This window comes from Bdellovibrio sp. MYbb2 (genome assembly GCF_056175685.1).
Map to the genome: position 1 here is coordinate 1,648,184 of NZ_JBJKJI010000001.1, position 20,731 is coordinate 1,668,914.

Sequence of the window (20,731 nt, forward strand, 5' to 3'; positions counted from 1 at the left end):
GTCTATCAGTGCAGACTGGAAAGAGCCATGGGTGCAGGTCCTAGGGTGGGTCTAGATAACTTTGCCCGGATTGATGATGTTGTCCGGGTCGAAGACTTTCTTAATTCCGCGCATAAGCTGGATTTCAGCTTCAGAGCGAGTGTAATTCAGGAAGGTCTTTTTGGTCAGGCCCACGCCGTGTTCGGCAGAAATGGATCCTTTGTACTTTTTAACTGCATCAAAGACCATCACGTCGACCTTGCGGCATTCTTTGACGAATTCTTCCTTGGTCATGCCCTCTGGGCGCAGGATATTGATGTGCAGATTCCCGTCGCCAATGTGACCGAACCAGACCACTTCCCAGTTCGGATAAGCCTTGGACAGGACCTGGTCCAGGTCTTCCATGAATGGCGGAACTTTGGAAATCGCCACGGCGATGTCGTTTTTGTATGGGGAATATTTCGCCAAAGATTCAGAGATGTCCTCGCGGTATCTCCAGAAGGTCTTGGCTTGAACTTCCGACTGGGAAATCACGCCATCCAGAACCCAGCCTTCTTCAAGGCACTTTTCAAACACGCCCAAAGCGTGTTCCTGGTCCTGTTCGTTGCGGGTTTCAACTTCCGCCAGAACATAGAACGGGCACTCGGTCGCCAGCGGAGCCGACAAACCTGTGCTGTCCAAAACTTTGCTCAAAGCTTTGTCTGAGAACATCTCAAACGCCACCAGCGGAGTTTTGGTTTTGAATTCCGCAAAGATTTTCATCACGGCATCAAGCCCGGTCACACCCATCACCAGAACATTCATTGGCGGGGGATTGGCAGCAAGCTTGATGGTGGCTTCAGTGATAAAGCCCAAAGTTCCTTCAGAACCGATGAACAGATGGCGCAGATCATAGCCCGTGGCATTTTTCACAAGGCCGTTGTTCAGCTCCAGAACTTCACCGGTACCAGTCACCACAGTCAGACCCACAACCCAGTCACGAGTCAGGCCGTAACGAACGACTTTGATGCCTCCGGCATTGGTCGCGATGTTGCCACCCATTTGGGAAGAACCGCGTGCCGCAAAATCCACCGGATAGAAAAGCTGTTTGGAATGCGCGAACTGTTGCAAAGCCTCAGTCACAACACCCGGTTCAATCACCACGGTTTGATCCACGGAATTGAACTCTTTGATTTTGTTCATTTGATCAAAAGACACGACCACTTCGCCTTGGGTGGCGACCGCGGCGCCGGAAAGACCGGTGCGGCCCCCGGAAGGAATCAGAGCAATTTTGTTTTGACGGGCCCATTGAACCAGCGCAACCACGTCAGCGGTGGAGTGAGGAAAAACAATGGCGCTGGCTTTGATATCGAAATAGGTTGTCCAGTCCCGGCCCCAGTATTTCAGACTCTCTTCGTCGGTTTTGATTTGGTCTTTCTTCAAGATGCTTTCAAGGTCGCGGAGAGCTGTGGTGGACATGGGCTACAATCCTATTCTTCGTTGATCGGGCGGTGATAATCTTTCAGAGTTCTGATTCTAAAGAAAGCATAGACGGGACACAAGCCCCAAGCGGCCGTGATCAGACCATAGACCCCAATGTACGCCCAGAAAGGACCGCCTGCCACAGCGTAAGCGGTCAAACCCACGCCGAACAGAAATCTTAGAATGCGGTCCCACAGGGCGACATTGCATCTCATGTTACTTCAGAAGTTCCTGAAGTTCACCGGACTGGTACATTTCCATCATGATGTCGCTGCCGCCAACCAACTGGTGGTTGATGTAAAGCTGTGGAATTGTCGGCCAGTTGCCGTAGTCTTTGATGCCCTGACGGATTTCGTCGTCATCAAGTACGTTCACATCGTGGAACTGAACGCCCATATCCTGAAGGATTGCGCATGCACGTGCAGAGAAACCGCACATTGGGAACTGTTGGGTCCCTTTCATGAACAATACGATTTTGTTACCTTTAACAATCTGATCAATTCTTTCGTGTGTCGTTGCCATTTTAACGGTCCTTTTTATGATTTAATCTTAGTCTTGATTGACAGGGCATGAACCTCGCCGGTCTTCAATTCTGGACCAAAGCAAGCCATCACGTTCTGGTGCTGCTGAATGCGGGACATGCCGGCAAATACAGTGCTTTCCACGAATACTTCCCAGTGATCCTGAGTTCCGGTCAGATCGAAAACTTCGATCGTGGATTGAGGATAATGCTTCTCTAAACGTTCTTTCATTTGTTCTGCTGTCATAGAAGGGGAAACTAGCAGAGGGGCCTCCCTCTGTCCAGCCTTCGCCAAGGCAGAGGACTCGTCACGCCAAAGCTTTAGCGACGGCGGATTGAATGACGCGCGCCGCCAGTGTACTATGGGCCCATGTTTGGACCGTCCTACCGCCTGATTAAGATATTCTCTCTGGTATTGCTGACTGTGCTCTTCTATTTCTTCGCAAGAGCCGAGTTCCTTATTTGGAATTGGAGTTTATTCAAAAACAAACCCGCCCAGGACATTTTGTGGTCCTTTATTGTGGGTCTGCGCTTTGATGTGGCGGCCATCCTCAGTCTGACGGCGCCTTTGTTGCTACTGGCTTTTGTGCCGTGGCCCAAGGCCTGGAACGGACTTTGGGCGACAGTGACGTGGGTGGTTTTCAGTATTTTGCAGGTGCCCTTCCTGATTCTGAACCTGGGCGACACCGAGTTCATCAACTTCGTCGGCCGCCGCTTCACTTTTGACAGCCTGTTTGTGGTAAATGAAATCCCCGGCAAAGTCTGGAACTTCGTCAGCAGTTACTGGCTGCTGTTCTTGGTGAACACCCTGATTGTGCTGTTGTTCGTGCTGCTGGTGCGCAAGGTGACACTGGCAGGTTTTGAGAAGCTGCAATGGAGCGGCAAAGATGGAAAAGAAAAAGCCAGGCTGTGGCTGGCTCATGGTTTCCTTTGTTTTGTGGCGCTGGCGATTTCGGTGATCGGTATCCGCGGGGGGCTTCAGGCCAAACCCGTCAGTTTTGTGAACGCCAACGTTTTCACTGCGCCCTTGCTGAATAATCTGGTGCTGAATTCCACTTTCACGTTTATCAAAAGTTACGGTGCCAAAGGGCTTAGCAAAGATAAATACTTTGAAGACCAGCACGAAATGCTGTCCCTGCTGAATGGATCTTTGCGTGGCTCCCTGATGGAAGGCCGCCGCCCGAAGGCCCCGCAGAATGTGGTGATCATTATTCTTGAAAGCTTCGGTGAAGAATACATCGGTCCGGTGAACGGCAAGTCCTACACTCCGTTTTTGGATTCTTTAAAAGCCAAGTCGCTTAGCTTTGAAAATGCCTATGCCAATGGCCGCCGTTCCATCGAAGGGGTGGGGGCGATCATGGGTGGGATTCCGGCGCTGATGAACGAACCGTTTATTTCCTCGCACTTTACCTCGAACTATTTCCTGGGCTTGGGCACGCTTCTGACTCCGGCGAAATATTCCACGAGCTTCTTCCATGGCGGGCACAACGGGACCATGTACTTTGATTCCTTCATGCAAAGTGCCGGGGTTGAAAAGTACTTCGGTGCGCGTGAATACGGTAACGGTGCGGATGATGACGGTGTCTGGGGCATCTGGGATGAACCATTCCTGCAATGGATGTTGACCCAGGTGGATCAGTTGCCACAGCCGTTTATGACTTCAGTGTTCACGCTCAGCTCGCATCAGCCATACAAGATTCCGGCTCAGTATCAGGACCGTTTCAAAGAAGGCCCGATCGAGATTTTGAAAACGGTGGAATACACCGACTTTGCTCTGGAAAAGTTCTTTGCCGAAGCCGGGAAAAAACCGTGGTTCAAAAATACGCTGTTCATTGTGACGGCTGATCACGCGTCCATGCACTATCGTCCCGAATTTGAAAACGAGCAGGGCAGCTATCGCATTCCTCTGTTCATGTATCATCCGGGTTACAAGTTCCCGGAAGTGGATACAAAGATGGTCGTGCAGCAGATCGACGTGTTGCCGACGGTTTTGGATTTCCTGGGGATATCAGACAAGGATCAGAACTATCTGGGAAGTTCTATTTTCATTCCGGGTGACAAGACCGCGGTGAACTTCATCGATGGTCGCTATCTGCTGTTTGCAAAGGACTATTTTGTGCGTTGGACTCCGGGGCATGGAGATCCGCAGATGTTTGCCATGGCCGACCGTGCGACCGAGCACGAGATCCCGGCCGATCAACCCGGCACCTCGCCGCGCCGACAGGTTCTGGAAAAAAAGCTTAAAGCCACCATCCAGTATTTCAATGAAGGCATGTGGGATAATAAGCTTTATTATCCATCAAAATAACGAAACATAAGAAAGGACCTCATGCAGAGGTCCTTTTGTTTTAGTGGGATACGTTGGACAGGATTTCGTGGGAAAGACTTTGATCGCGGGCCTTGCTGGCGATGTCACCCAGGCTGAGCATTCCCACCAGTCGTTTGCTTTCGTTGATCACCGGCATGCGACGGATTTTCTGGGACGCCATCATTTCGCCCACTTCCAGCAGGTTGTCGTCTTCAAAGCAATATTCAATGCCCTTGCTCATGCATTCGCTGACTTTTGTGACGTTGGGATCCAGGCCCTTGGCAACCACTCGCAGGGTGATGTCGCGGTCGGTGATCATGCCAATCATCCGGTCGTTTTCCTCGATGGGCAGACAACCGTAATCACCTTTCGCCATCATCTCGGCGGCTTCGCGCACGGTCCGTTCACGGTTGATATACTCTGCACGTTCATGCATGACGTCTTTCACTTTCATGGAAAACTCCTTGTTGGTTTGTCTAATGATATTTCTTTTGCTGAAACCGCAGAGGTGTATTTTGTCATTCGTGTGCTCAGGAAAAAGTTGACTGACACAGATGGAATGCTTTTAAATCTTTCGTCATGTCAGACGATAAATCTTCCAATTTTGAAATTCGTTGTGGTGTTGTGATTGCTGTTTTTGCGGCGGTCATGGCGGTGAGTGATCTGGTTGCGGGCAAGTACGGGGATGATGAGATCATCGGAACCAATGAAAAAGCCGCAGCTTACATGTGGTACCAGTCCAAAAGCGTGAAGGAAACGCTGGTCGAAGGGGAAAAATCCCTGCTGGAAAGCCTGAAGCACGCCGGGGCCCTGAAGCCAGGGACCGAAAAAGCCATCGACAGTCATCTGGTCACTTTGCAGAAACGCATTGTGCGCTATAAAAAAGAAAAGAATGAAATCCTTCGCGGGTCGCAGACCGTCGGCCAGGACAACTGGGTTCAGGACATCAATGGCGAGATGGGTAAAATCATCGGCGCACAAGAGATGGAATCCCATCTGGCAACTTTGTCGGTTGCCGGGGATCGTTTTGATATGTCCAGTTTGTTCTTCCAGCTGTGTCTGGTGCTGGGGGCGATGAGCTTGATTCTGAAAAAAGAAAGCCTGCAAAATGTGTTTTTTGCAGGCATGTGTGTTTTGGGAATGGTCGGCGCGGGAGTTTCCCTGTGGGCCTACCTTGGTGTTGCTTAACCCGTGCGACGGAAATAGATATCGCGTTGCAAGTCTGTGAGGGAAGCCACAATCTTACCCTCGCTGGCATTGGCCATGTGATTGAACTCAACGCCCAGAACCAGCGTTTCATCATTCTTCACGCGGATATTTTTAATAAGGCCCTGAACCACGATCGGGTCACGGTCGCCCAGGAAAATTTCGGCTTCCACCAGGTCTTCCAGATGAAGATTGGCTTCGGTCTGTGGGATTTCAACGGCACAGCCTTCCGTGGATAAATCCAGCAGACGGCAGGTGTGTGAACACACGGACTGATTCAAATACGTCACCACGAACTCGGCGGAATAATCCGCCGGGATCACATAGCGATAGTTTTTTCTTTTTTGCAGATGGAACAGGTTCAGAACCGTCAGGGTGATGTTGGTTTCGTTGATCACCGGGTGGGTTTCAAACAGGTACTTTTCACCTTTGATGGAAAAGCTGGCGGTGAACCTTGCAGAATCCTCGGTGTTCATGGCCGTGGATTCTGGCGGGTGGCATTTGATCTGCAGTTTGTCGTTCACGCCCATGGTGCGCAGGGTGATGCTGCGATCGAACTTGTCTCTAAGGACGATCGTTTCACCGCTGTTCACCAGACGTTGCAACAGGGTCTGTTTTTCGGCTTCATTGTGAATGGCTTTAAAAACGATCAGGGATTCACTCATGTTAAGCCGCCGCAGTCATCTTATGGCCACATTCGTGGCAGAATTTGGCGCCGGCCTGAACATCGGCACTACAAGCCGGGCAGGCAGGACCACTGGATTTTTTCTTTGGTTTTTCTTCTTTTTCGTCCATGTCGACGAAGCCTTTTTCATTCCATTTTTCAATCTCGCGCAGCATCTTCCAGCTTTGCAGGATTGAACGGAATTCTTTGACTTCAAACTGCAGGACAACGCCTGTGCCGGCATTTTTACGCTTCATAAAGACGCCTTTGCCTTCCAAGCGGGCAAAGTGGTCATTGTTCAGATTGATGCCGATTTCCTCTTTGCAGAATTCGCTGAACTTCGCAAAATCAGCACCCACGATGCCGAAACGGTCGGGCTGTTCATTTTCTGAAAGTTTCAGAATCGCACCCAGCATCTGCACGCACAGCTCATCGACTTTCAAAAGGTCGGATCGGCCGCCTTTGAAATAGTAGTATTGATAGAATTCGAAGAAGCTTTCCACCAGGCCCAGATCCAGGAAGTGAACCTTCTGAATTTCTTCCGGTCCATCCGGGTTTGTCGGGTCTTTGCCCATTTCGTACAAAGCCAGTTTTAGTTTCACCAGAATGTTGATGGCTTGTTCGATACGTTTCGGGGAATCTCCCATCACGCGCTGGCAGTATTGCTTCATCATGTTCCAGTCCACAATCACGCGACCGGCCTGGGATCTGTCACCCTTGTGATTGGCTGTGTGGAAGATCGCGCCGTACACCTTCGCCACCTGATCTTCAGGGCAAGGGGACGAGTCTTTTTCCAGCTTGCTGGAACGAACATCATTCATAGCCAGGCGCAGACGGTCTGCCAGGGATTTGATGATCACCTTCAGCATTTGTGGCGCGCCTTCGTATTGCTGTTTCAGAGTTTCAACCGGAATTTCCAGCACCTTGGTTTCAGTGGTTGCAACAGCCGACGTGGGGTGAGTGGCTTGCCCCAGAATCACCTGATCACCAAGAATATGAGAAGAACCCAGTTGGAAAAGGTCGATGGTTTTCTTGCCGCGGATCAGACATTGATTCGCACCACCGGATTGGATCAGATAAACGGCCGTAATTTTATCGCCGTCTTTATAGATCACTTCGCCTTTTTTAAAGGTTTTTACAGACATAGCATCCCACTCCTTAAAGAAATCACATGGTTATATCGGCTGGAAAGGGCCTAAAATTGAGTTCAGTCAGGGGCTTGCGAGGTCCAGTTTCATACGTTATAACCGGGGCAATGGATTACTTCTTTTCGGCGGCTCCTCCGGAGCATCAAAAACGTGAAAAAGCCAAGGCTCGCGAGCTGCGCCAAAGCCAATGGTGGAAGCAGGAGCTGGGCAAAGGTCTGTGTTATCACTGCGGTGAACGTTTCAAACCGGCCGATCTCACAATGGATCACCTGATCCCGATCGCCCGCGGGGGCAAATCCAACAAGAACAATTGCGTTCCGTCCTGTAAGGACTGCAACAGCAAAAAGGGTTATAAAACCCGGGCGGAAATGGCTTTGGAGGAGTTAAAAAGTTCCTCAGCGCCGACACCAGAATCCGACGACGACAGTCAGGAATAAAAAAACGCCCTTTAGTGGGCGTTTTCTTTTTCAATGCGTGTCAGATAATCATCGATGTGCTTTTTGAATTCTGCTGAATTTTCATTCAGGGTTTTAATCAGAGCTGCCGAATGCGGCGACTTTTTAAGGGCGGCACCATAGCGTTCAATGACGATGGGCTTGGCATTCAGCTGCAGTCTTGCCCGGTATGGTTTCAGACTTGGATCAGTTGCCATTAGATAGCGAAAGACATAAAAGTCAGTAAAGACAAAGTCCACCCGTTTGGTTGCGAGCTTCAGGATGTTGTTATTCTGGCTGGTGGTGGTTTCGATCTTCAGCTGGCCTTGATCGGCCAGTTCTTTGACTCCGGGGCGCAACTCCACACCTTGAACATTCCCTGCGACGTATTTGCTCAGATCGCGCATGTGGTTCCAGACGATGGGCTTTTCTTTGCGTTCGGCAATGACCCAGGGGCTTTCAAACACAAAATCTGAAAATTCAAATACGTCTGAATTTTCGACTGTGCGAAAAGGGGCGTAGCCATCCACCTCTTTGTCTTTGAGGGCATTCATTTTGGCCCGCACCCAGGACGGGGCGAAGGTGACTTTCAGATCAAAACCGGATTTTTTAAAGACCTGGCGAAGGGCATAGAAAACCGCCCCCTGATCGGGCAGAGATTCTGACATATAGGGAGGTGCCTCGTGAGTGATCAGAGTGATGGTTTTTTTACTGGTCGCATGGGCCATGTTTGCGGCTAACGCCAGAATCAAAAGCGCCAGCTTTGCTATAGCTGTCATGGGAACTCCTCCGGGAGTATTCTATATTATGGAAGACGGCTAGTGGCCACCGTGAGGATGTAGGAATCTTCTTTGGTGTTGGAAAACAGAGGGCTGAACCACAGAATTTGCGTAATGATTTCATTTCGCTCCAGCGAAGTGGTTGCTCGGATGGTGTGTTCTGGAGCAGTCCCTTTTATCGTGCGCAGGGGGCTGTTGGAATAATAAAGCCCTATTTCCGCCTCAAGTTTTTCCTGATCTTCAGGGGTGCGCTGGTACAGGTGATACCACTTGCGGCAGTACAGATCCTCAAGTGAATAGCTGCATACTTCGAAAAACTTCAGACTGCGGAAAATCTGGGTCTGTGATTGAGTGTAAATCTCAATCAAATGATGGGGTTCTATCAAATCCAGAATTGCCGGATCTGCGGTCACCCCAATACGCGCGATCGCTTTTTCCGTGAACAGCCGGGTGTCTTTCAAACTGCTGCCCTGGGATTTTACATCGGTGCACACTTGAAAGAAGGTCAGGATGTCTTTCAGGACGCGTTCTTGTTCTTCGATGGAAAGTAGATTGAAGTACGGAAGCGTGGCGTGCCCATAGGGACGAACCAGAAGTCCTTCTTCTTCGATAATGGCACTGATGTTTTCACTCAGTATTTTAAAACGTGCATGGCGACTGAGCCCGGATGACGACTGCATAGATCTTAGTTTATGCACAAGCCATCGTTCTTGCCAAGTTACATACAGAAGTGCCCAAAATCTGTGAATAAATTTTTTTAACAGTGATGAAGCAGGTCACTTGGACCCATTTATCTGAAAGTCCTTCTGAAACTTCGCAATCCACGAATTGGGGAAGAAGCTTGAATAGGTCAGCGGCTTCTTACAGATGTCAGTGGCGGAAACCAAAGGTTGCCACTGGGTTTCACCTTGATAGCGGACCGGTACCGTCAGGTCCGCCTGAAGAACTGCTGGATCTTTGGTCACCCATTGGCAGATATGTTCAGACAACCGCATATAAACCAACGGATCACAAGCCGTGCGGGTCATCAGCCAGGGTGGCGTCAGTGGTACGGTTTCTTTGCTTTGATCTTTTTTCCATAAGGTCACATGGGGTTCACACTGCACACGGCCATCATACATGATCAAGGCATACATACGGCCTTCGCCCGTTAAAGCGGCATCTCCCGGCAGATAATACTGCGGCAGTTGCAAAGACAGGAAAATCACGGTCAGGACTGCCGCGCTTCGTGTGGCGAAGACTTTTTTGAACGTGTCGGAAATAGTCCATTCAGACACCAGCGGCCGGGTGACCAGTGGGATTCCCAAAAGCAGCAGCATCACCGAAGGATAGAAGAACCGGGTCAAATGCCAGGAATACAGATGAAACAATACAAGCTGCGCAAAAACGAAATAGAACCAGCGGTCCTTTTTCGCAAAAAGCAGAAAGATCAAGCCCAGCTCCAGCACCAGGACATACCAGACACCCAGATCGGTGAATACCGACGGGAACAGTCGTTCGTTGATGGAAGAGCCACCCAGCCATTGCGGATTTAGTTTTAGTAACCCGGCAGTGAAATAGAGAACGAAGAAAGTCATCGGCAGTGAGCGCGCACGATCCGGGATCAGCAAAAATGCCAGCGTCAACAGAGTGGGGATATAATGATAGTTCCCGGTCAGGCGATAGTCCTGCAGAATGAAAGCGGACTTAATGAACAAAAGAACCCATAGCAGCGTGATGGCCCCTTGAGATTTTTTCTTAAGGCCCCAGAGCGCCGCTGAAGCCAAGGCCAGCACGGCATAGGTGGCCAGAAGTATCTGCAATATTTCAGGACTGGGTTTGAAGGTTTCACATTGTGAAAACAGAGGCCAGCACACGGACGGTGTGGACGGGGAAAGAATCAGCAGCAACGGTCTTTCCGTCAGCCAGAAAAAAACTGTCAGCAGATGTTCCAGACTTAAGATAACACCCACCATCCACAGGGCAGGCTGTTTGAGCAATTCAGACTTTAAGGTTTTCATCTTTGCTCTCGCATTCCCAAAGACCGCGCGGTTTCCGATGAAAACGGCAGGCGAGTGCCAGAGTCGAACAAGGCTCCATCCAACTGGCTTCCATAAAGCAGAGCCTGGGAAAGATTGGTGCCTTTCAGGTTGGCGCCACGCAAGTCTGCAAAGCTCAGGTTGGATTTTGAAAGATTTTTGGCTGAAAGATCCTGGTCGCGTAACACCACAAAGGGCGCAAAAAGATTTTCCTGCAAGACGATTTCAGCCGCCGGGAATTGGGGTACGGCTCCGGGGGCCAGCACCGGCAAAGCGGGATTGAAAGTTTGTTCCACAGACGGAAAATTCAATGTGCGAATTTTGGGAGCTGGAAACAGCTCGTGGCCATGGGGAAGAAAGTATCCCCCCAGAATGACCACGCAAATGATGAGATAATAAGAAGTCAGTGCTTTCACCGTTTAGAAACCGTCGCCGTCACCGTCGCACCCGTTGGGAACCAGTACCGTGCCAATTGAAACGTTGCCACCGTTCAGACATTGAGTCACAGCTGCGGAACCACAGTTGACGGCCAGGGTGATTCGGCCGTGGGGAGTTCCTCCGCAGGCGGCACCAGCCGCCGCTGCCACGTTGCTGACAGCCGTGATGCGTCCCTGAGAATCCACATAGAATGTCGGAATGACAGTAGAGCTTCCGTACCATCCGGCACCGACCCCAGTATTGGTCAGGCCAAGTGAAACGGCTCCGGAAGAACCACCGCCGGTCAACCCTGTGCCGGCACCCACACTGGTGATGGTACCACCAGAGTTATTGTCTGTTTGTGGTGTCCACTGAGAACCATTCCATTTCAAAACCTGGCCTGCGCCCGGCCCGACGTTCGCAATAGAGCGTCCTTGCAGGGCGGTGACCACGGTGGAACTTTGGCCGCCAGTGACGTCACCGCTTAAGGCTCCGTTGAAGCCAGCCGCATTGCCGGGAATGTTGCCGGTGACTTTACTGCCAGAAACAGAATTGATTTTCGCGTCAGTCACGTTGCCATCGGCAATCTTTGCTGTCGTGATGGCGTTGTTCGCCAGATCTGCAGTGACAATGGTGCCATCATCAATCTTGGCACTGGTGACGGCCGAGTCAGCCACATCAGAAGTCACAATCGTACCGTCAGCGATCTTGGAACTGGTGATAGCAGAATCGGCCATATCCGCCGTGACAATACTGCCATCCAGAATCTTAGCGGAGGTGATGGCGGAATCGACAATTTTGGAAGTGCTGATGGCACCGTTGGCAATTTTATTGAACGTGATGGCGCCATCGGCAATTTTGGAGTTGGTCACCGACATGTTCATCAATTTATCTGAAGTAATGGCTTCATCCAGAATTTTATCCGTCGTGACGGCATTGCTGCTGATTTGTGCTGCGGTCACAGAATTGGATGCCAGATCCGCGGTGCCGATGGATCCGTCAGCAATATTGGAAGAACCGACAGTGGTGTTGCCGGTGACAATGGGCTGCCACTGCCCGCCGACGGAAACTTGCACGGTCTGTGTGTTTTCGTCATAGCGCATAAGACCATCGCGTGCCGGAGGCGCAGCCGTACCATCAGAAGAAGGAATACCGATAGAGCCCACCGAAGGCGGGGAGGCCGCCGGATTCAGAAGCGAAAGCAGGCCATCAAAGTTGGCTGGCAGGAACAAGGTGTCGGCCTTTTCCTGAGTCACATTTAACGAAGCTTGAATAAAATCAGCGGCTTTTTTTCCGCCCAAAGCCACGGCATTTTCAGATTCCAGGGCATATGGAACTGAACGCATCTGGAAATCCGGAGACAACGTGATGGTGTCGGCACCTACGGTGAAAGTGACCCGAACTTTACGGGCGTCACCCGGCTGCGGAACATAGGCGGTGTAACCCGCGGCACATGCAGTCAGTCCATTGATAGCAGAGGAATTTTTCAGGACCTGATGAATGGGCAGCAGCGGACCGGTGTTCACGACGGTGGCACCATTTTCACCGCTTCCCAAAGTGAAGTTGATGATCCCTTTGCTGTTGGTCATATTGACTGTGCGGTTTTCTTCAAACAGCACGCAGGACTCGGATCCTGGGGAAAGAACTTTGATATTGAAGGCCACATGAGAGTCTTCCAACGGAAGCCCGTTGGGTTGAATGATGCGACCCTGGACGGTAAGTCCCTGGGGCACTTCAGTCAGTGAGACATTGGCAAAGGCAGTAGAGGTCGCGCATAACAGCGCGATTGTGACGGCTCTTTTAAGAGTTGAGAATTCCATACCTTATGTCCTTCCAAAACGTTCAATACAAGGTCGAATAGTCGCTCAATACCTTATTTATCGGGTTATTTTCCCAACTACATTAATCAGGTGATAAAGCATTACCAATTTATACAGATCTTGTTTCAGCGCGAGACACTATTGGCGCGAGGACTTTGCGATGTTGCTTTTACAGGAAGGAGACAATTCGGACAGGCGTTTTTTCAAACAAACAAAATAGCTGGCTTCATTCGGGCAGAATCTTTTGATGTCATCGCCACATTCCTGATGGAATCGGTCGCGCACCGCTGCCAGTTGATTGAAGCAGGCCCGTGACAGCTGTTCTTTTTTACTGCGCAGGCAAGCCAGCGGATGTTCTGCTAAAAAGCGATTTTTCGTGCAATGCTCTTTGTATTCGTCATGACAGGCTGGAGTGTCTTTCATCAGGCTGCTGATGATACCGTCTGGGGATAAGGGTTTCTGCTCGACAGGTCCGCGCTGGAATTCTTTGGGAATGGCTGCAGCCTCGAAACTCATTCCGGCATCCGAATTGGCGGCAGTTGTTTTTTCTTTTGCGGCTGTCAGTGCAGGGTTCGGCGGCAGCTTTGCTGGAGCTGCGGGGTTTGATGGAAGCTGTGGGGCCGGCAAATTTTGTTGTGGAAGCTGAACGATTTGCGGTGTGGGTTCTGTTTTGGTTTGAGTCATACGCAGGGTGATAATCACCGATAGAACGGAGATTCCAACTGTCCCAAGAATGATGAGTATGACGTTCCGAATATTCATAGATCTTTGATATTTCGGATGTTTCGAAAGTTTTCTTGAATTGGGGCTGGATTCTAAACCTGATGTAATCTACAGAAAGTCCGCAATCCTGCCGATATAATAGACAGATAATCGGGGGCATTGGAATGTTTCGGAACCTTGCGATAAATCTTTTACCACTGCTTTTACTGCTGACCGGCTGTTCAATCGAAGCCAGTCTGCAGGATTTGGCAGGTTTGCGCGGCCCAAAACTGCCGCCGGGAATTGATATCACCAACAAACAACCTATTGCCGGTGTCGTCACTGATCCCTCGATCAGTGATTTTGCAAAGTCAGAAATTTTGGTCGGTCCTACCGGTAAAGCCGATGGAGTCACCGAACTTCAATTTGCGATTCAGCTGATGAATTCAGATAATACCGTGGTTGCGGGCTATGTTCCCCAGTTCACCGTGATTAAAGGGCTGGGCACGGTCCCGGTGGTTTGTACCCCGAGCGATGATTTTGGTTTTTCGGTTTGCAGTATTCGATCTTCGGAGCCTGGAATCAAAACTTTGCAGGTGACCAATCTTGGCGGCTTCAACGCTGAAAAAGACCTGTTATTTGATGCCGTCGTGAAAGAGGCCACTCGTATCGTCAGTTCTGGTGGCGAGGTGACTGTGGCGACACATCCCAGCGGCTGGCAGATGACGGGGACAGTGGGTTCCCAATTTGGCAGTGTGGTGGTTGAGAAGAACGGTTACAAACTTCGTCTGGGCGCCGGTGGTGCCGCTATTGAGTAAATATCAGCAGTCCATCCGGACCGGTTGTCGCCAGAAAAAGATGATTTTTAAAATAAACCGGCGAACCGGAAAAGTCCCCGGTTAATGTCAGGGACTGAAGTTCCCGGGCGTCTTTTAAATCATAAATACAGACTTTTCTGTTTTCACATAACATCACTACAGACTGCTGATGAGCATATGAAATGATCAAGGGACTTGCCTGTGCCCGTGATGTGCGGCCGGCAATGGCTTTTTCCCAAAGAATTTTTCCACCGGATGTTTCCAGCACAAAATTTTTCATAAAACCTGTGATGGCCAGCACAGTTCCGTCAGCATTGATTGAAGGGCAGCTCATGCTGCCGCCTTTGTCCAGTTCGGTTTTCCAAATCAAAGCTCCGGTATCAGCTTTGATGGCATAAATAAAACCATCCCAGGAACTGAAGTAAGCACGATCACCGTGAATCAATGCCGCACACTTGATGTCGCTGCCGGTGGCAAAGCCCCATCTTGCCTTTCCGTTCTTCAGTTCGTAGGCCTGCATCGCTCCGGTGTTGGAACCCATCAGAATCAGGCCGTGTGGAAGGTTTAGCGCTGGCGACGAATGGGGGTGGTTACCGATCAAGGGTGATGTCCACAGCCACTTTCCGTCGCGGGCGGAAATCGCCAGCAGATAGCCATCGGGTTTTGCCAGTTCAATTCCGACGTACAGGATGCCGTCCTTCATGAAGGGCGATGAACCAATAGTGACGCCGGTCTTGGTGATCCAGCGGATGGCACCGGTGTCTTTGTTCAGGCTGAATAGGTATCCGGCATAGTCACCCACATACACACTGTCTTCGTCCGTCAGTGGGGTGGAGTGAATTCCGCGGGAACTCACGCCTGAATAAAACTGCCAGCGCAGCGATCCAGTCCAGTCATAGGCTCTTAAAAAACCGGTGTCATCAGCGACGTAAAAGCCCTGGTCATCCACGGCCGGCGAGCTTTTGCTGGCCCGGTGGATGCCGTTGTTTAACTGCGGCACCTGCCACTTTAGTTGAAAGGCTTTGAAGTGATCCCCTGATGAAATCGCCAGACCAGAACGATTGGCATTTCCGCGATAGGTGGACTGCGGGGAACGGACTTCCCGCGAACTCAATTCGTAAGTCAGGGTGGCCCCGTGAACTGGTGAATGAAGTTGCTGAAAACCCAGGTCCTTTTCCAGCAAAGGCAGGGTGTTGAATTCGGCCCGAATCAGCAGCCCCAGTATGACAATACAGTAGATCCCAAATAAGGCGGATTTCATAGCACCTCCGCCCAGATCAGTTCCACACGGGATTTTTTGCACACATCGCGCACGATCAGACGGGTTTGCATCTGGAATTCGGTGGTGCGACGGGACTGCATCCAGAAATCAAAATTTTCACCGGAGTTTTGGCACAAAGATTCAATCTGGGAAAGAAACACCAGCGGGTCACACTGCGTCCGGGTGGACGGGGCTTTCACAAAGGGATTATACACTTCCTCGGCTCTGTCCTGATGGCGAATCAACAGAGTGTCGCATTCCATGCGGGCATCCAGCATGTTTAAGGACATCAACCTTGGTGCTCCCGAAGCGGCACTGTCTTTTACCAGAAGCAAGGGGAGTATCTGCAGCAGAGCCAGGGCCACAGTCAGGATCACGGCGGACTTTTTGTTTTGCAGGCTTTCATCCCAAAACGCCTGCCATGATTCCTGGTACAGGGGAACCAGTATGAAAATCCCCAGCAGTAACAGCATGGTCAGGGGATAGAAGTAGCCCACGATATGCCAGGAAAAAGCATGGAATAACACAAACTGCGCCAATGTCAGATAGCGAATCCAAGGGCGCTGGCTGAAAAGCCCCACGACCAGGATGCATTCCAGGATCACGGCATAGATCAAGCTTGCGTGCTGCAAAGGGGCCGGCAGAAAACTGGGATGAATCAAAGACACACCGGAAAGCCATTCGGGATCCAGCTTCAGAATCCCGGCGCCCCAGTAAAAGATTCCGATAAAGAACGGAATCACTGTGGTTTTGTGTGGCAGGAACAGGAACGCCACCTGCACAAAGAAGCTCATGTAGTGATAGTTCCCCATCAGTCCATAAGACAGGCTGGTAAAATAAAGCTTCATTCCCAATAATGCCAGCAGTAAGCCATACGCGGGTTTGATCTTTTTTGTCAGAAATAGAACGGCCGTAAACAAACCCAGTCCCGCATAAATCTGCAGATAGGTCGATGCTGTTCCGGAGTTTAAAAAACGCAGGCTTTCACAATAGGGCAAAAACGGCCAGCATAGTGACGAGGATCTGTCGGCACTTTGGACCACCAGATCCAGCGATCGGTCCATCCAGAAGTACGCCGACAGCACATGAGTCAAAGCCAGCAATGCACCATACATTTGCAGAGCCCGGGACTTCAGCAGCTCTTTCATGGCTGCTCCAGAATCGGCAGGTTCCATTTTTTCAGCATTGCAGGATGAACTGTCTTTGCCGTCGCAGCATCCACTGAGCAGCTTTCAAACCTGACACCAACAAAGTCAGCGCGGCTGAGGTCGGAATTTATAAACCGTGTGTTACTGAAGGTGCCACCCAGAAAGCGGGCGCCATCCAGACGGACCTTTCTGAATGTCGAATTCGTGAACCGGCAAAGATCGCACTTCAGTCCGCTGAGGTTTGAATCCACAAACTCAACGTCAGTGAACTCAGAACGGTTGCTCTGGGTGCCCATAATGCGGGTGTTTTCAAATCGTGTGTTGGTCAATGCGATCTGCATCCACGTGTTTTGCGCCAAAGAGCTGTCTTTGAAAGTGGCATTGATCACCTGTGCGTAGGCCAGGGCTCTTTGGTTAAATTCGAGATTAACCATTTTTTGACCGCTCCAGGGAGAAGCGCTGAGCGAAGTGGCTTGGGCACCACTGGTCCAGAGTAAGGCAATGAAAAGATATTCCGAATAAAACCGATTTCTCATTGTGAGATAAATGATGGCACCTTTTTAATATCAAAACAATCCAGTTTTACCAGAATAATCCGATAATATATAAGATGAGTACTGTACGTCTTGGATTGACCATCATCATGCTTCTGTCGCTTTCGGCGTGTATGAACGCCGATCTGGCTATTCTTACAAGTAAGCTTACTCAAACTCAAAGCTTGAATGCCGCCTATAAGTCCACATCTTTGGTGCCGGTGCGCTGGTCGACAGCGGATGCGGATATTCCACCTGATTATTTGAAGCTGGAAGCTTCCGCCGACGGTGGCAACACCTGGCTGGTGATTCAGGAGCGCATGTCCAACTCGGGTGCCTATGATTGGGATATTTCTCATTTGGCTGATGGCAGCACACACCACTTGCGGCTGATAGCTGTGGTGCGAGATGCCCGTGAAACTTTGCAATTGGGTTCGTTCCTGATTGATGATCAGCCTCCGGTGGCCGGGGCGGATCAGATGGAGTTGGTGACTGAAGACACCGCAGGTCCGTTTGTTTTAAACTCACCCAGTGACAATGATCAGTACAAAATTCAGATTGTCACAGCCCCGACGCGCGGTTCGTTGTCCGGCTGTGGTGGCAGCAGTGTTTTAAACTGCACCTACATTCCTTCTTTAAATAACGACATTGATGACACATTCACTTACAAGGTTGTGGATCGCGCCGGAAATGAATCAGCAACGGTCACAGTGACTTTGGATTTGCAGGCGGTGAATGATGTGCCGGTAATTACGACTTTGGCCTGTGCCGGCAGTATCGGTGAAAACTATGCCTATGCCTGCGGTATTAATGCGATAGATGTGGATCTGCCATCACCATTGACCCTAACTTATCATCTGGACGGTGCAACCACCTGCGGACCTTGGCTGGGAATTGATGCCAATACCGGCGCGGTGACGGGCACACCTTCAGCCGCGGAAGTGGGAACCACCTGTCATGTGGCGGTGTATGCTGAAGATGACGTCGCAGGACAATCTGCGATCTTTGCCTGGGAGCTGGAAGTAACCAATTCGGCACCGATCATCAATGTTACCGGCGGACCTTACAGTATTTCTGAAGATGCGGCTTTGGCCGAAGTGATTTCCGGCGCCAATGTTTCTTCCATCGAAGAGGCGGGCAGCACTTATGCATTGGTGACGCCGACCGTGGCCGGGGATCGTTGTGAAGATCACGCGATGGCGCCAGTCGTGACAAACTATAGCATTGACCCGGTGACCGGGGCGTTTTCGTTCCAGCCGGCGGCAGACTATCAAGGTGTCTGTCAGATTCGTATCGCTTTGACGGATGCGTTTCCTTCGACGGGTTATGCGGATGTGGCCATTACGGTGAATAACGTTCAGGATGCTCCTGCGATTGCCGCAGGTTTGACTCCATGTTCAGCCAATGTCGATGAAGATGATGAATACAACTGCATCGTGGCAGTAACCGACCCGGATCCTGAAACAGTGACGGTGTCCCGGGATGTTTCAGATACGTGCACCTGGTTGACGGCAACACCTTCCGGCAATGGTCGCGTGGTGACGATCAACGGGACACCAGATGATGATGACGTGGGAACCTGCCGTTTGGCTATTCATGCTGAAGATCCTCAAAGTGCCAGTGATGTTCAGTTTATCGATATCACAATTGCAAACACAGAACCGACGCTGACGATCGGAACACCGGCTGTACTGACTGAGGATGATCCCTTGTTCTCGGCTTTGGTGGATGTGCTCACTGCCGCGGGTGTAAGTTCTTTGGATGAGGGCTTGGGCACTTATTCCCTGGACTATACGGGTTTGACCGGTACTGCTTGTAATGACACTTCCGTGGTCGTGACACCTGCGACCGACTTTGTGATCAGTGCTGCTACAGGCGCTGTCAGTATCAAGCCGCGGGCCGAATACTTCGGAACTTGTTACGCCAGGATTCAGTTTGATGACGGCAATGCAGCGGGGAACTCGGTGGTCGAGCAGGAAATTGCCATCATCGTGCAGCCGGTGAATGATGCGCCAGTGATCACGTCGATTCCCACGACACATGAAATCCTGCTGACGCCGGGGTCGGCAACGCCTTCAAGCTTCTCGTTGACGGTGGATGTGGGGCCCGCCAATGAAAACACTCAGAATCTGGAATTGATCTGCACCAACTCCAACACTTCGCGCCTGACTGTGGATTGCACGCAGACACGCGTGGGGGATGGTAATCTGACGGTGAACCTGTCAGCCAGTGCGGGCGTTGATGCTTCGGCCACAGTGACTGTGAAGGTGCGTGATAACGGTGGTGGTAGCAATGAATCAGCTGTGGCAAGTATTGCCGTTTCAATGACCGATGCCGTGGTGCTGGCTCCGATTGCTGCCGACACTTTGAACTATAATATTTATGATCAGGCTGTGGCTCAGTACAGTGCCGCCGTGGCCGCGTCGACTCGTACATTTGTGGTGCGCGTGAATCCGACAGTGAAAGTGTCCAGCAATGATCCCGCTTTGCCAGCAATGCGCACGGGATCCTTGGCGGCCACTGCGCGGGTTCGTTTGATCAATGATGGATTGATCATTGGTGCTGCCGGTGCGGGCGGGCTTGCTCCGGCAGCAACTGCAGGTGCATTGCGCATGGGGCAGCACGGAGGAACAGCATTCAAAGTGGAGGCCCAGTACGCCAACGTCACGATCTTGAACAACGGAATGATCTATGGTGGTGGCGGCGGCGGCGGTCGCGGAGGCACGGACAACAGTGATGTCGGTGCAGGCGGTGCCGGAGGCGCGGGGGAAGGACCCGCAACTGCCGCGGTGAGCGGGACAGTCGGAGCTTCCAGTGGTGGTACCGGCGGATCTCCTGCCACAGGAGTTGCTGGTGGCGCATCTCCAGCTGGTGATTACACTCCTTCCAACGGAGTGGCGCGCACTCAAGGGGCTGCCGGTCAGGGTGGAAGCACTTGTTTGATTGGTTCTGCATTGGGAAACAATCCCGGCGAAGCGTTCTTTGGGCGCGGAGGATTCGGCGCGGGCTTTGGCGGTGGTGCCGGAGCTTGTGATATCACCTTTGGTGGCGGAGGCGCTGGCGGTCACTTCGGCGGTGGTGGTGGATCCGGTGGTCTTGCGGATATGAACGATGCTGGAAATCTCAACACCGATACCAATGGCTACAACGGTGGTAATGGGGGAGCCGCGATCGAAGTTCCCAATGCCGTCAGTGTGCCTGCTGATATTGCGATTTCAATTGTTCCAGGTGGCGGCAGTCAGATTGCCGGTTGCGTGTGGAATGATATTTCAGGAACCTATCTTTCAAATGTGGCGAGCGACACAGATATCAACAATCGTGTGTTGACCTACTCTTCCACAGCCAGCCAGAACGTTAACAGTCCATCCGGGTTGAAAATCTGGTCAAATGGGCGCGGAAAAGCCTATCGATAGCTATGAAAAAGGGGGGTTTTTAGACCCTTCCAGACCCCCTTTTTAAAGCCTATCAGTTCCTCGCATTTAAATTTACGCCAAGCATCACTAAGCCTTAAGTCT

The 20,731-nt window shown here is 51.1% G+C and carries 21 protein-coding genes; 5 read left to right on the forward strand and 16 right to left on the reverse strand.

Annotated features, from left to right (window positions below; translation table 11 throughout):
- Positions 1-51: 51 nt before the first annotated feature.
- Genes AC04MQ_RS07960 through AC04MQ_RS07975 form a run of 4 tightly spaced genes read right to left on the reverse strand, consistent with a single transcriptional unit; the run spans position 52 to position 2,207 of the window.
- Entirely contained in the window at positions 52-1,437 is a 1,386-nt protein-coding gene (locus tag AC04MQ_RS07960; protein WP_015091935.1) for an FAD-binding oxidoreductase, read from the reverse strand.
- 11 nt (positions 1,438-1,448) lie between these two features.
- A complete protein-coding gene (locus AC04MQ_RS07965) occupies positions 1,449-1,655 on the reverse strand; it encodes a YgaP family membrane protein (RefSeq protein ID WP_011165270.1) in 207 nt (68 codons plus the stop codon).
- Between the two features lies 1 nt (position 1,656).
- On the reverse strand, positions 1,657-1,962 hold the full coding sequence (grxD, locus tag AC04MQ_RS07970; RefSeq protein WP_015091934.1) for a Grx4 family monothiol glutaredoxin: 306 nt from the start codon (positions 1,960-1,962) through the stop codon (positions 1,657-1,659).
- Between the two features lie 14 nt (positions 1,963-1,976).
- Entirely contained in the window at positions 1,977-2,207 is a 231-nt protein-coding gene (locus AC04MQ_RS07975) for a BolA/IbaG family iron-sulfur metabolism protein (protein ID WP_015091933.1), read from the reverse strand.
- Positions 2,208-2,330: 123 nt separating this feature from the next.
- Between AC04MQ_RS07975 and AC04MQ_RS07980 the strand changes: the two genes are divergently transcribed.
- Entirely contained in the window at positions 2,331-4,268 is a 1,938-nt protein-coding gene (locus tag AC04MQ_RS07980) for an LTA synthase family protein (protein WP_015091932.1), read from the forward strand.
- A gap of 40 nt (positions 4,269-4,308) precedes the next feature.
- Here the strand turns inward: AC04MQ_RS07980 and AC04MQ_RS07985 are convergent, their stop codons facing one another.
- The gene (locus AC04MQ_RS07985) at positions 4,309-4,722 is read right to left on the reverse strand and encodes a CBS domain-containing protein (protein WP_015091931.1); all 414 of its coding nucleotides are present in this window, start codon (positions 4,720-4,722) and stop codon (positions 4,309-4,311) included.
- A gap of 125 nt (positions 4,723-4,847) precedes the next feature.
- On the opposite strand from AC04MQ_RS07985, the gene AC04MQ_RS07990 reads away from it, so the two are divergent.
- Positions 4,848-5,456: a DUF4337 domain-containing protein gene (locus AC04MQ_RS07990; RefSeq protein ID WP_015091930.1), complete on the forward strand. Its 609-nt coding sequence runs from the start codon at positions 4,848-4,850 to the stop codon at positions 5,454-5,456.
- Here the strand turns inward: AC04MQ_RS07990 and AC04MQ_RS07995 are convergent.
- Both AC04MQ_RS07995 and AC04MQ_RS08000 read right to left on the reverse strand, forming a co-directional pair.
- Positions 5,453-6,139 carry a PilZ domain-containing protein gene (locus AC04MQ_RS07995; RefSeq protein ID WP_015091929.1) on the reverse strand — a complete coding sequence of 229 codons (687 nt, stop codon included), beginning with the start codon at positions 6,137-6,139 and terminating at the stop codon, positions 5,453-5,455. The two genes, AC04MQ_RS07990 and AC04MQ_RS07995, sit on opposite strands and share 4 nt — an antisense overlap.
- A gap of 1 nt (position 6,140) precedes the next feature.
- Positions 6,141-7,283 carry a cyclic nucleotide-binding domain-containing protein gene (locus tag AC04MQ_RS08000; protein WP_015091928.1) on the reverse strand — a complete coding sequence of 381 codons (1,143 nt, stop codon included), beginning with the start codon at positions 7,281-7,283 and terminating at the stop codon, positions 6,141-6,143.
- A 110-nt stretch (positions 7,284-7,393) separates the two neighbouring features.
- On the opposite strand from AC04MQ_RS08000, the gene AC04MQ_RS08005 reads away from it, so the two are divergent.
- Positions 7,394-7,723, forward strand: coding sequence for an HNH endonuclease (locus AC04MQ_RS08005; protein WP_015091927.1), 330 nt, complete (start codon positions 7,394-7,396; stop codon positions 7,721-7,723).
- An 11-nt stretch (positions 7,724-7,734) separates the two neighbouring features.
- On the opposite strand, the gene AC04MQ_RS08010 is transcribed toward AC04MQ_RS08005, so the two are convergent.
- The 6 genes from AC04MQ_RS08010 to AC04MQ_RS08035 form a co-directional block, all read right to left on the reverse strand.
- Positions 7,735-8,499, reverse strand: a complete 765-nt coding sequence (locus AC04MQ_RS08010) for a substrate-binding periplasmic protein (RefSeq protein WP_015091926.1) — start codon at positions 8,497-8,499, stop codon at positions 7,735-7,737.
- A 26-nt stretch (positions 8,500-8,525) separates the two neighbouring features.
- Positions 8,526-9,179, reverse strand: a complete 654-nt coding sequence (locus AC04MQ_RS08015; RefSeq protein WP_015091925.1) for a hypothetical protein — start codon at positions 9,177-9,179, stop codon at positions 8,526-8,528.
- Between the two features lie 96 nt (positions 9,180-9,275).
- Positions 9,276-10,499 (reverse strand): hypothetical protein, encoded by a 1,224-nt coding sequence (locus tag AC04MQ_RS08020; RefSeq protein ID WP_015091924.1) that lies wholly within the window; start codon positions 10,497-10,499, stop codon positions 9,276-9,278.
- On the reverse strand, positions 10,496-10,828 hold the full coding sequence (locus AC04MQ_RS08025) for a pentapeptide repeat-containing protein (RefSeq protein WP_475391797.1): 333 nt from the start codon (positions 10,826-10,828) through the stop codon (positions 10,496-10,498). The genes AC04MQ_RS08020 and AC04MQ_RS08025 overlap by 4 nt, the downstream gene beginning before the upstream one ends.
- 108 nt (positions 10,829-10,936) lie before the next feature.
- Positions 10,937-12,754, reverse strand: coding sequence for a hypothetical protein (locus tag AC04MQ_RS08030; protein WP_080602418.1), 1,818 nt, complete (start codon positions 12,752-12,754; stop codon positions 10,937-10,939).
- A gap of 138 nt (positions 12,755-12,892) precedes the next feature.
- Positions 12,893-13,516 (reverse strand): hypothetical protein, encoded by a 624-nt coding sequence (locus AC04MQ_RS08035; protein ID WP_475391798.1) that lies wholly within the window; start codon positions 13,514-13,516, stop codon positions 12,893-12,895.
- 125 nt (positions 13,517-13,641) lie between these two features.
- Here AC04MQ_RS08035 and AC04MQ_RS08040 point away from each other — a divergent pair, with 125 nt between their 5' ends.
- Positions 13,642-14,274 (forward strand): hypothetical protein, encoded by a 633-nt coding sequence (locus AC04MQ_RS08040; RefSeq protein ID WP_015091920.1) that lies wholly within the window; start codon positions 13,642-13,644, stop codon positions 14,272-14,274.
- Here AC04MQ_RS08040 and AC04MQ_RS08045 read toward each other — a convergent pair.
- Genes AC04MQ_RS08045 through AC04MQ_RS08055 form a run of 3 tightly spaced genes read right to left on the reverse strand, consistent with a single transcriptional unit; the run spans position 14,264 to position 17,117 of the window.
- Entirely contained in the window at positions 14,264-15,535 is a 1,272-nt protein-coding gene (locus AC04MQ_RS08045) for an outer membrane protein assembly factor BamB family protein (protein ID WP_015091919.1), read from the reverse strand. The two genes, AC04MQ_RS08040 and AC04MQ_RS08045, sit on opposite strands and share 11 nt — an antisense overlap.
- Positions 15,532-16,683, reverse strand: coding sequence for a hypothetical protein (locus AC04MQ_RS08050; RefSeq protein ID WP_015091918.1), 1,152 nt, complete (start codon positions 16,681-16,683; stop codon positions 15,532-15,534). The genes AC04MQ_RS08045 and AC04MQ_RS08050 overlap by 4 nt, the downstream gene beginning before the upstream one ends.
- Positions 16,680-17,117, reverse strand: a complete 438-nt coding sequence (locus tag AC04MQ_RS08055) for a pentapeptide repeat-containing protein (RefSeq protein ID WP_475391799.1) — start codon at positions 17,115-17,117, stop codon at positions 16,680-16,682. Before AC04MQ_RS08055 ends, AC04MQ_RS08050 begins: the two co-directional genes overlap by 4 nt.
- A gap of 176 nt (positions 17,118-17,293) precedes the next feature.
- On the opposite strand from AC04MQ_RS08055, the gene AC04MQ_RS08060 reads away from it, so the two are divergent.
- Positions 17,294-20,629, forward strand: a complete 3,336-nt coding sequence (locus AC04MQ_RS08060; protein WP_475391800.1) for an Ig-like domain-containing protein — start codon at positions 17,294-17,296, stop codon at positions 20,627-20,629.
- The last annotated feature ends 102 nt before the right edge of the window (positions 20,630-20,731 follow it).

Excerpts from the sequence above, each read along its gene's own strand:
- AC04MQ_RS08060 (WP_475391800.1), top strand. The coding sequence starts at position 17,294 with ATGAGTACTGTACGTCTTGGATTGACCATCATCATGCTTCTGTCGCTT.
- AC04MQ_RS07975 (WP_015091933.1), bottom strand. The coding sequence starts at position 2,207 with ATGACAGCAGAACAAATGAAAGAACGTTTAGAGAAGCATTATCCTCAA.
- AC04MQ_RS07990 (WP_015091930.1), top strand. The coding sequence starts at position 4,848 with ATGTCAGACGATAAATCTTCCAATTTTGAAATTCGTTGTGGTGTTGTG.
- AC04MQ_RS07980 (WP_015091932.1), top strand. The coding sequence starts at position 2,331 with ATGTTTGGACCGTCCTACCGCCTGATTAAGATATTCTCTCTGGTATTG.
- AC04MQ_RS07965 (WP_011165270.1), bottom strand. The coding sequence starts at position 1,655 with ATGAGATGCAATGTCGCCCTGTGGGACCGCATTCTAAGATTTCTGTTC.
- AC04MQ_RS08005 (WP_015091927.1), top strand. The coding sequence starts at position 7,394 with ATGGATTACTTCTTTTCGGCGGCTCCTCCGGAGCATCAAAAACGTGAA.
- AC04MQ_RS08035 (WP_475391798.1), bottom strand. The coding sequence starts at position 13,516 with ATGAATATTCGGAACGTCATACTCATCATTCTTGGGACAGTTGGAATC.
- AC04MQ_RS08000 (WP_015091928.1), bottom strand. The coding sequence starts at position 7,283 with ATGTCTGTAAAAACCTTTAAAAAAGGCGAAGTGATCTATAAAGACGGC.
- AC04MQ_RS08055 (WP_475391799.1), bottom strand. The coding sequence starts at position 17,117 with ATGGTTAATCTCGAATTTAACCAAAGAGCCCTGGCCTACGCACAGGTG.
- AC04MQ_RS07995 (WP_015091929.1), bottom strand. The coding sequence starts at position 6,139 with ATGAGTGAATCCCTGATCGTTTTTAAAGCCATTCACAATGAAGCCGAA.
- AC04MQ_RS08020 (WP_015091924.1), bottom strand. The coding sequence starts at position 10,499 with ATGAAAACCTTAAAGTCTGAATTGCTCAAACAGCCTGCCCTGTGGATG.
- AC04MQ_RS08050 (WP_015091918.1), bottom strand. The coding sequence starts at position 16,683 with ATGAAAGAGCTGCTGAAGTCCCGGGCTCTGCAAATGTATGGTGCATTG.
- grxD (WP_015091934.1), bottom strand. The coding sequence starts at position 1,962 with ATGGCAACGACACACGAAAGAATTGATCAGATTGTTAAAGGTAACAAA.
- AC04MQ_RS08010 (WP_015091926.1), bottom strand. The coding sequence starts at position 8,499 with ATGACAGCTATAGCAAAGCTGGCGCTTTTGATTCTGGCGTTAGCCGCA.
- AC04MQ_RS08040 (WP_015091920.1), top strand. The coding sequence starts at position 13,642 with ATGTTTCGGAACCTTGCGATAAATCTTTTACCACTGCTTTTACTGCTG.
- AC04MQ_RS07985 (WP_015091931.1), bottom strand. The coding sequence starts at position 4,722 with ATGAAAGTGAAAGACGTCATGCATGAACGTGCAGAGTATATCAACCGT.
- AC04MQ_RS07960 (WP_015091935.1), bottom strand. The coding sequence starts at position 1,437 with ATGTCCACCACAGCTCTCCGCGACCTTGAAAGCATCTTGAAGAAAGAC.
- AC04MQ_RS08030 (WP_080602418.1), bottom strand. The coding sequence starts at position 12,754 with ATGGAATTCTCAACTCTTAAAAGAGCCGTCACAATCGCGCTGTTATGC.
- AC04MQ_RS08015 (WP_015091925.1), bottom strand. The coding sequence starts at position 9,179 with ATGCAGTCGTCATCCGGGCTCAGTCGCCATGCACGTTTTAAAATACTG.
- AC04MQ_RS08045 (WP_015091919.1), bottom strand. The coding sequence starts at position 15,535 with ATGAAATCCGCCTTATTTGGGATCTACTGTATTGTCATACTGGGGCTG.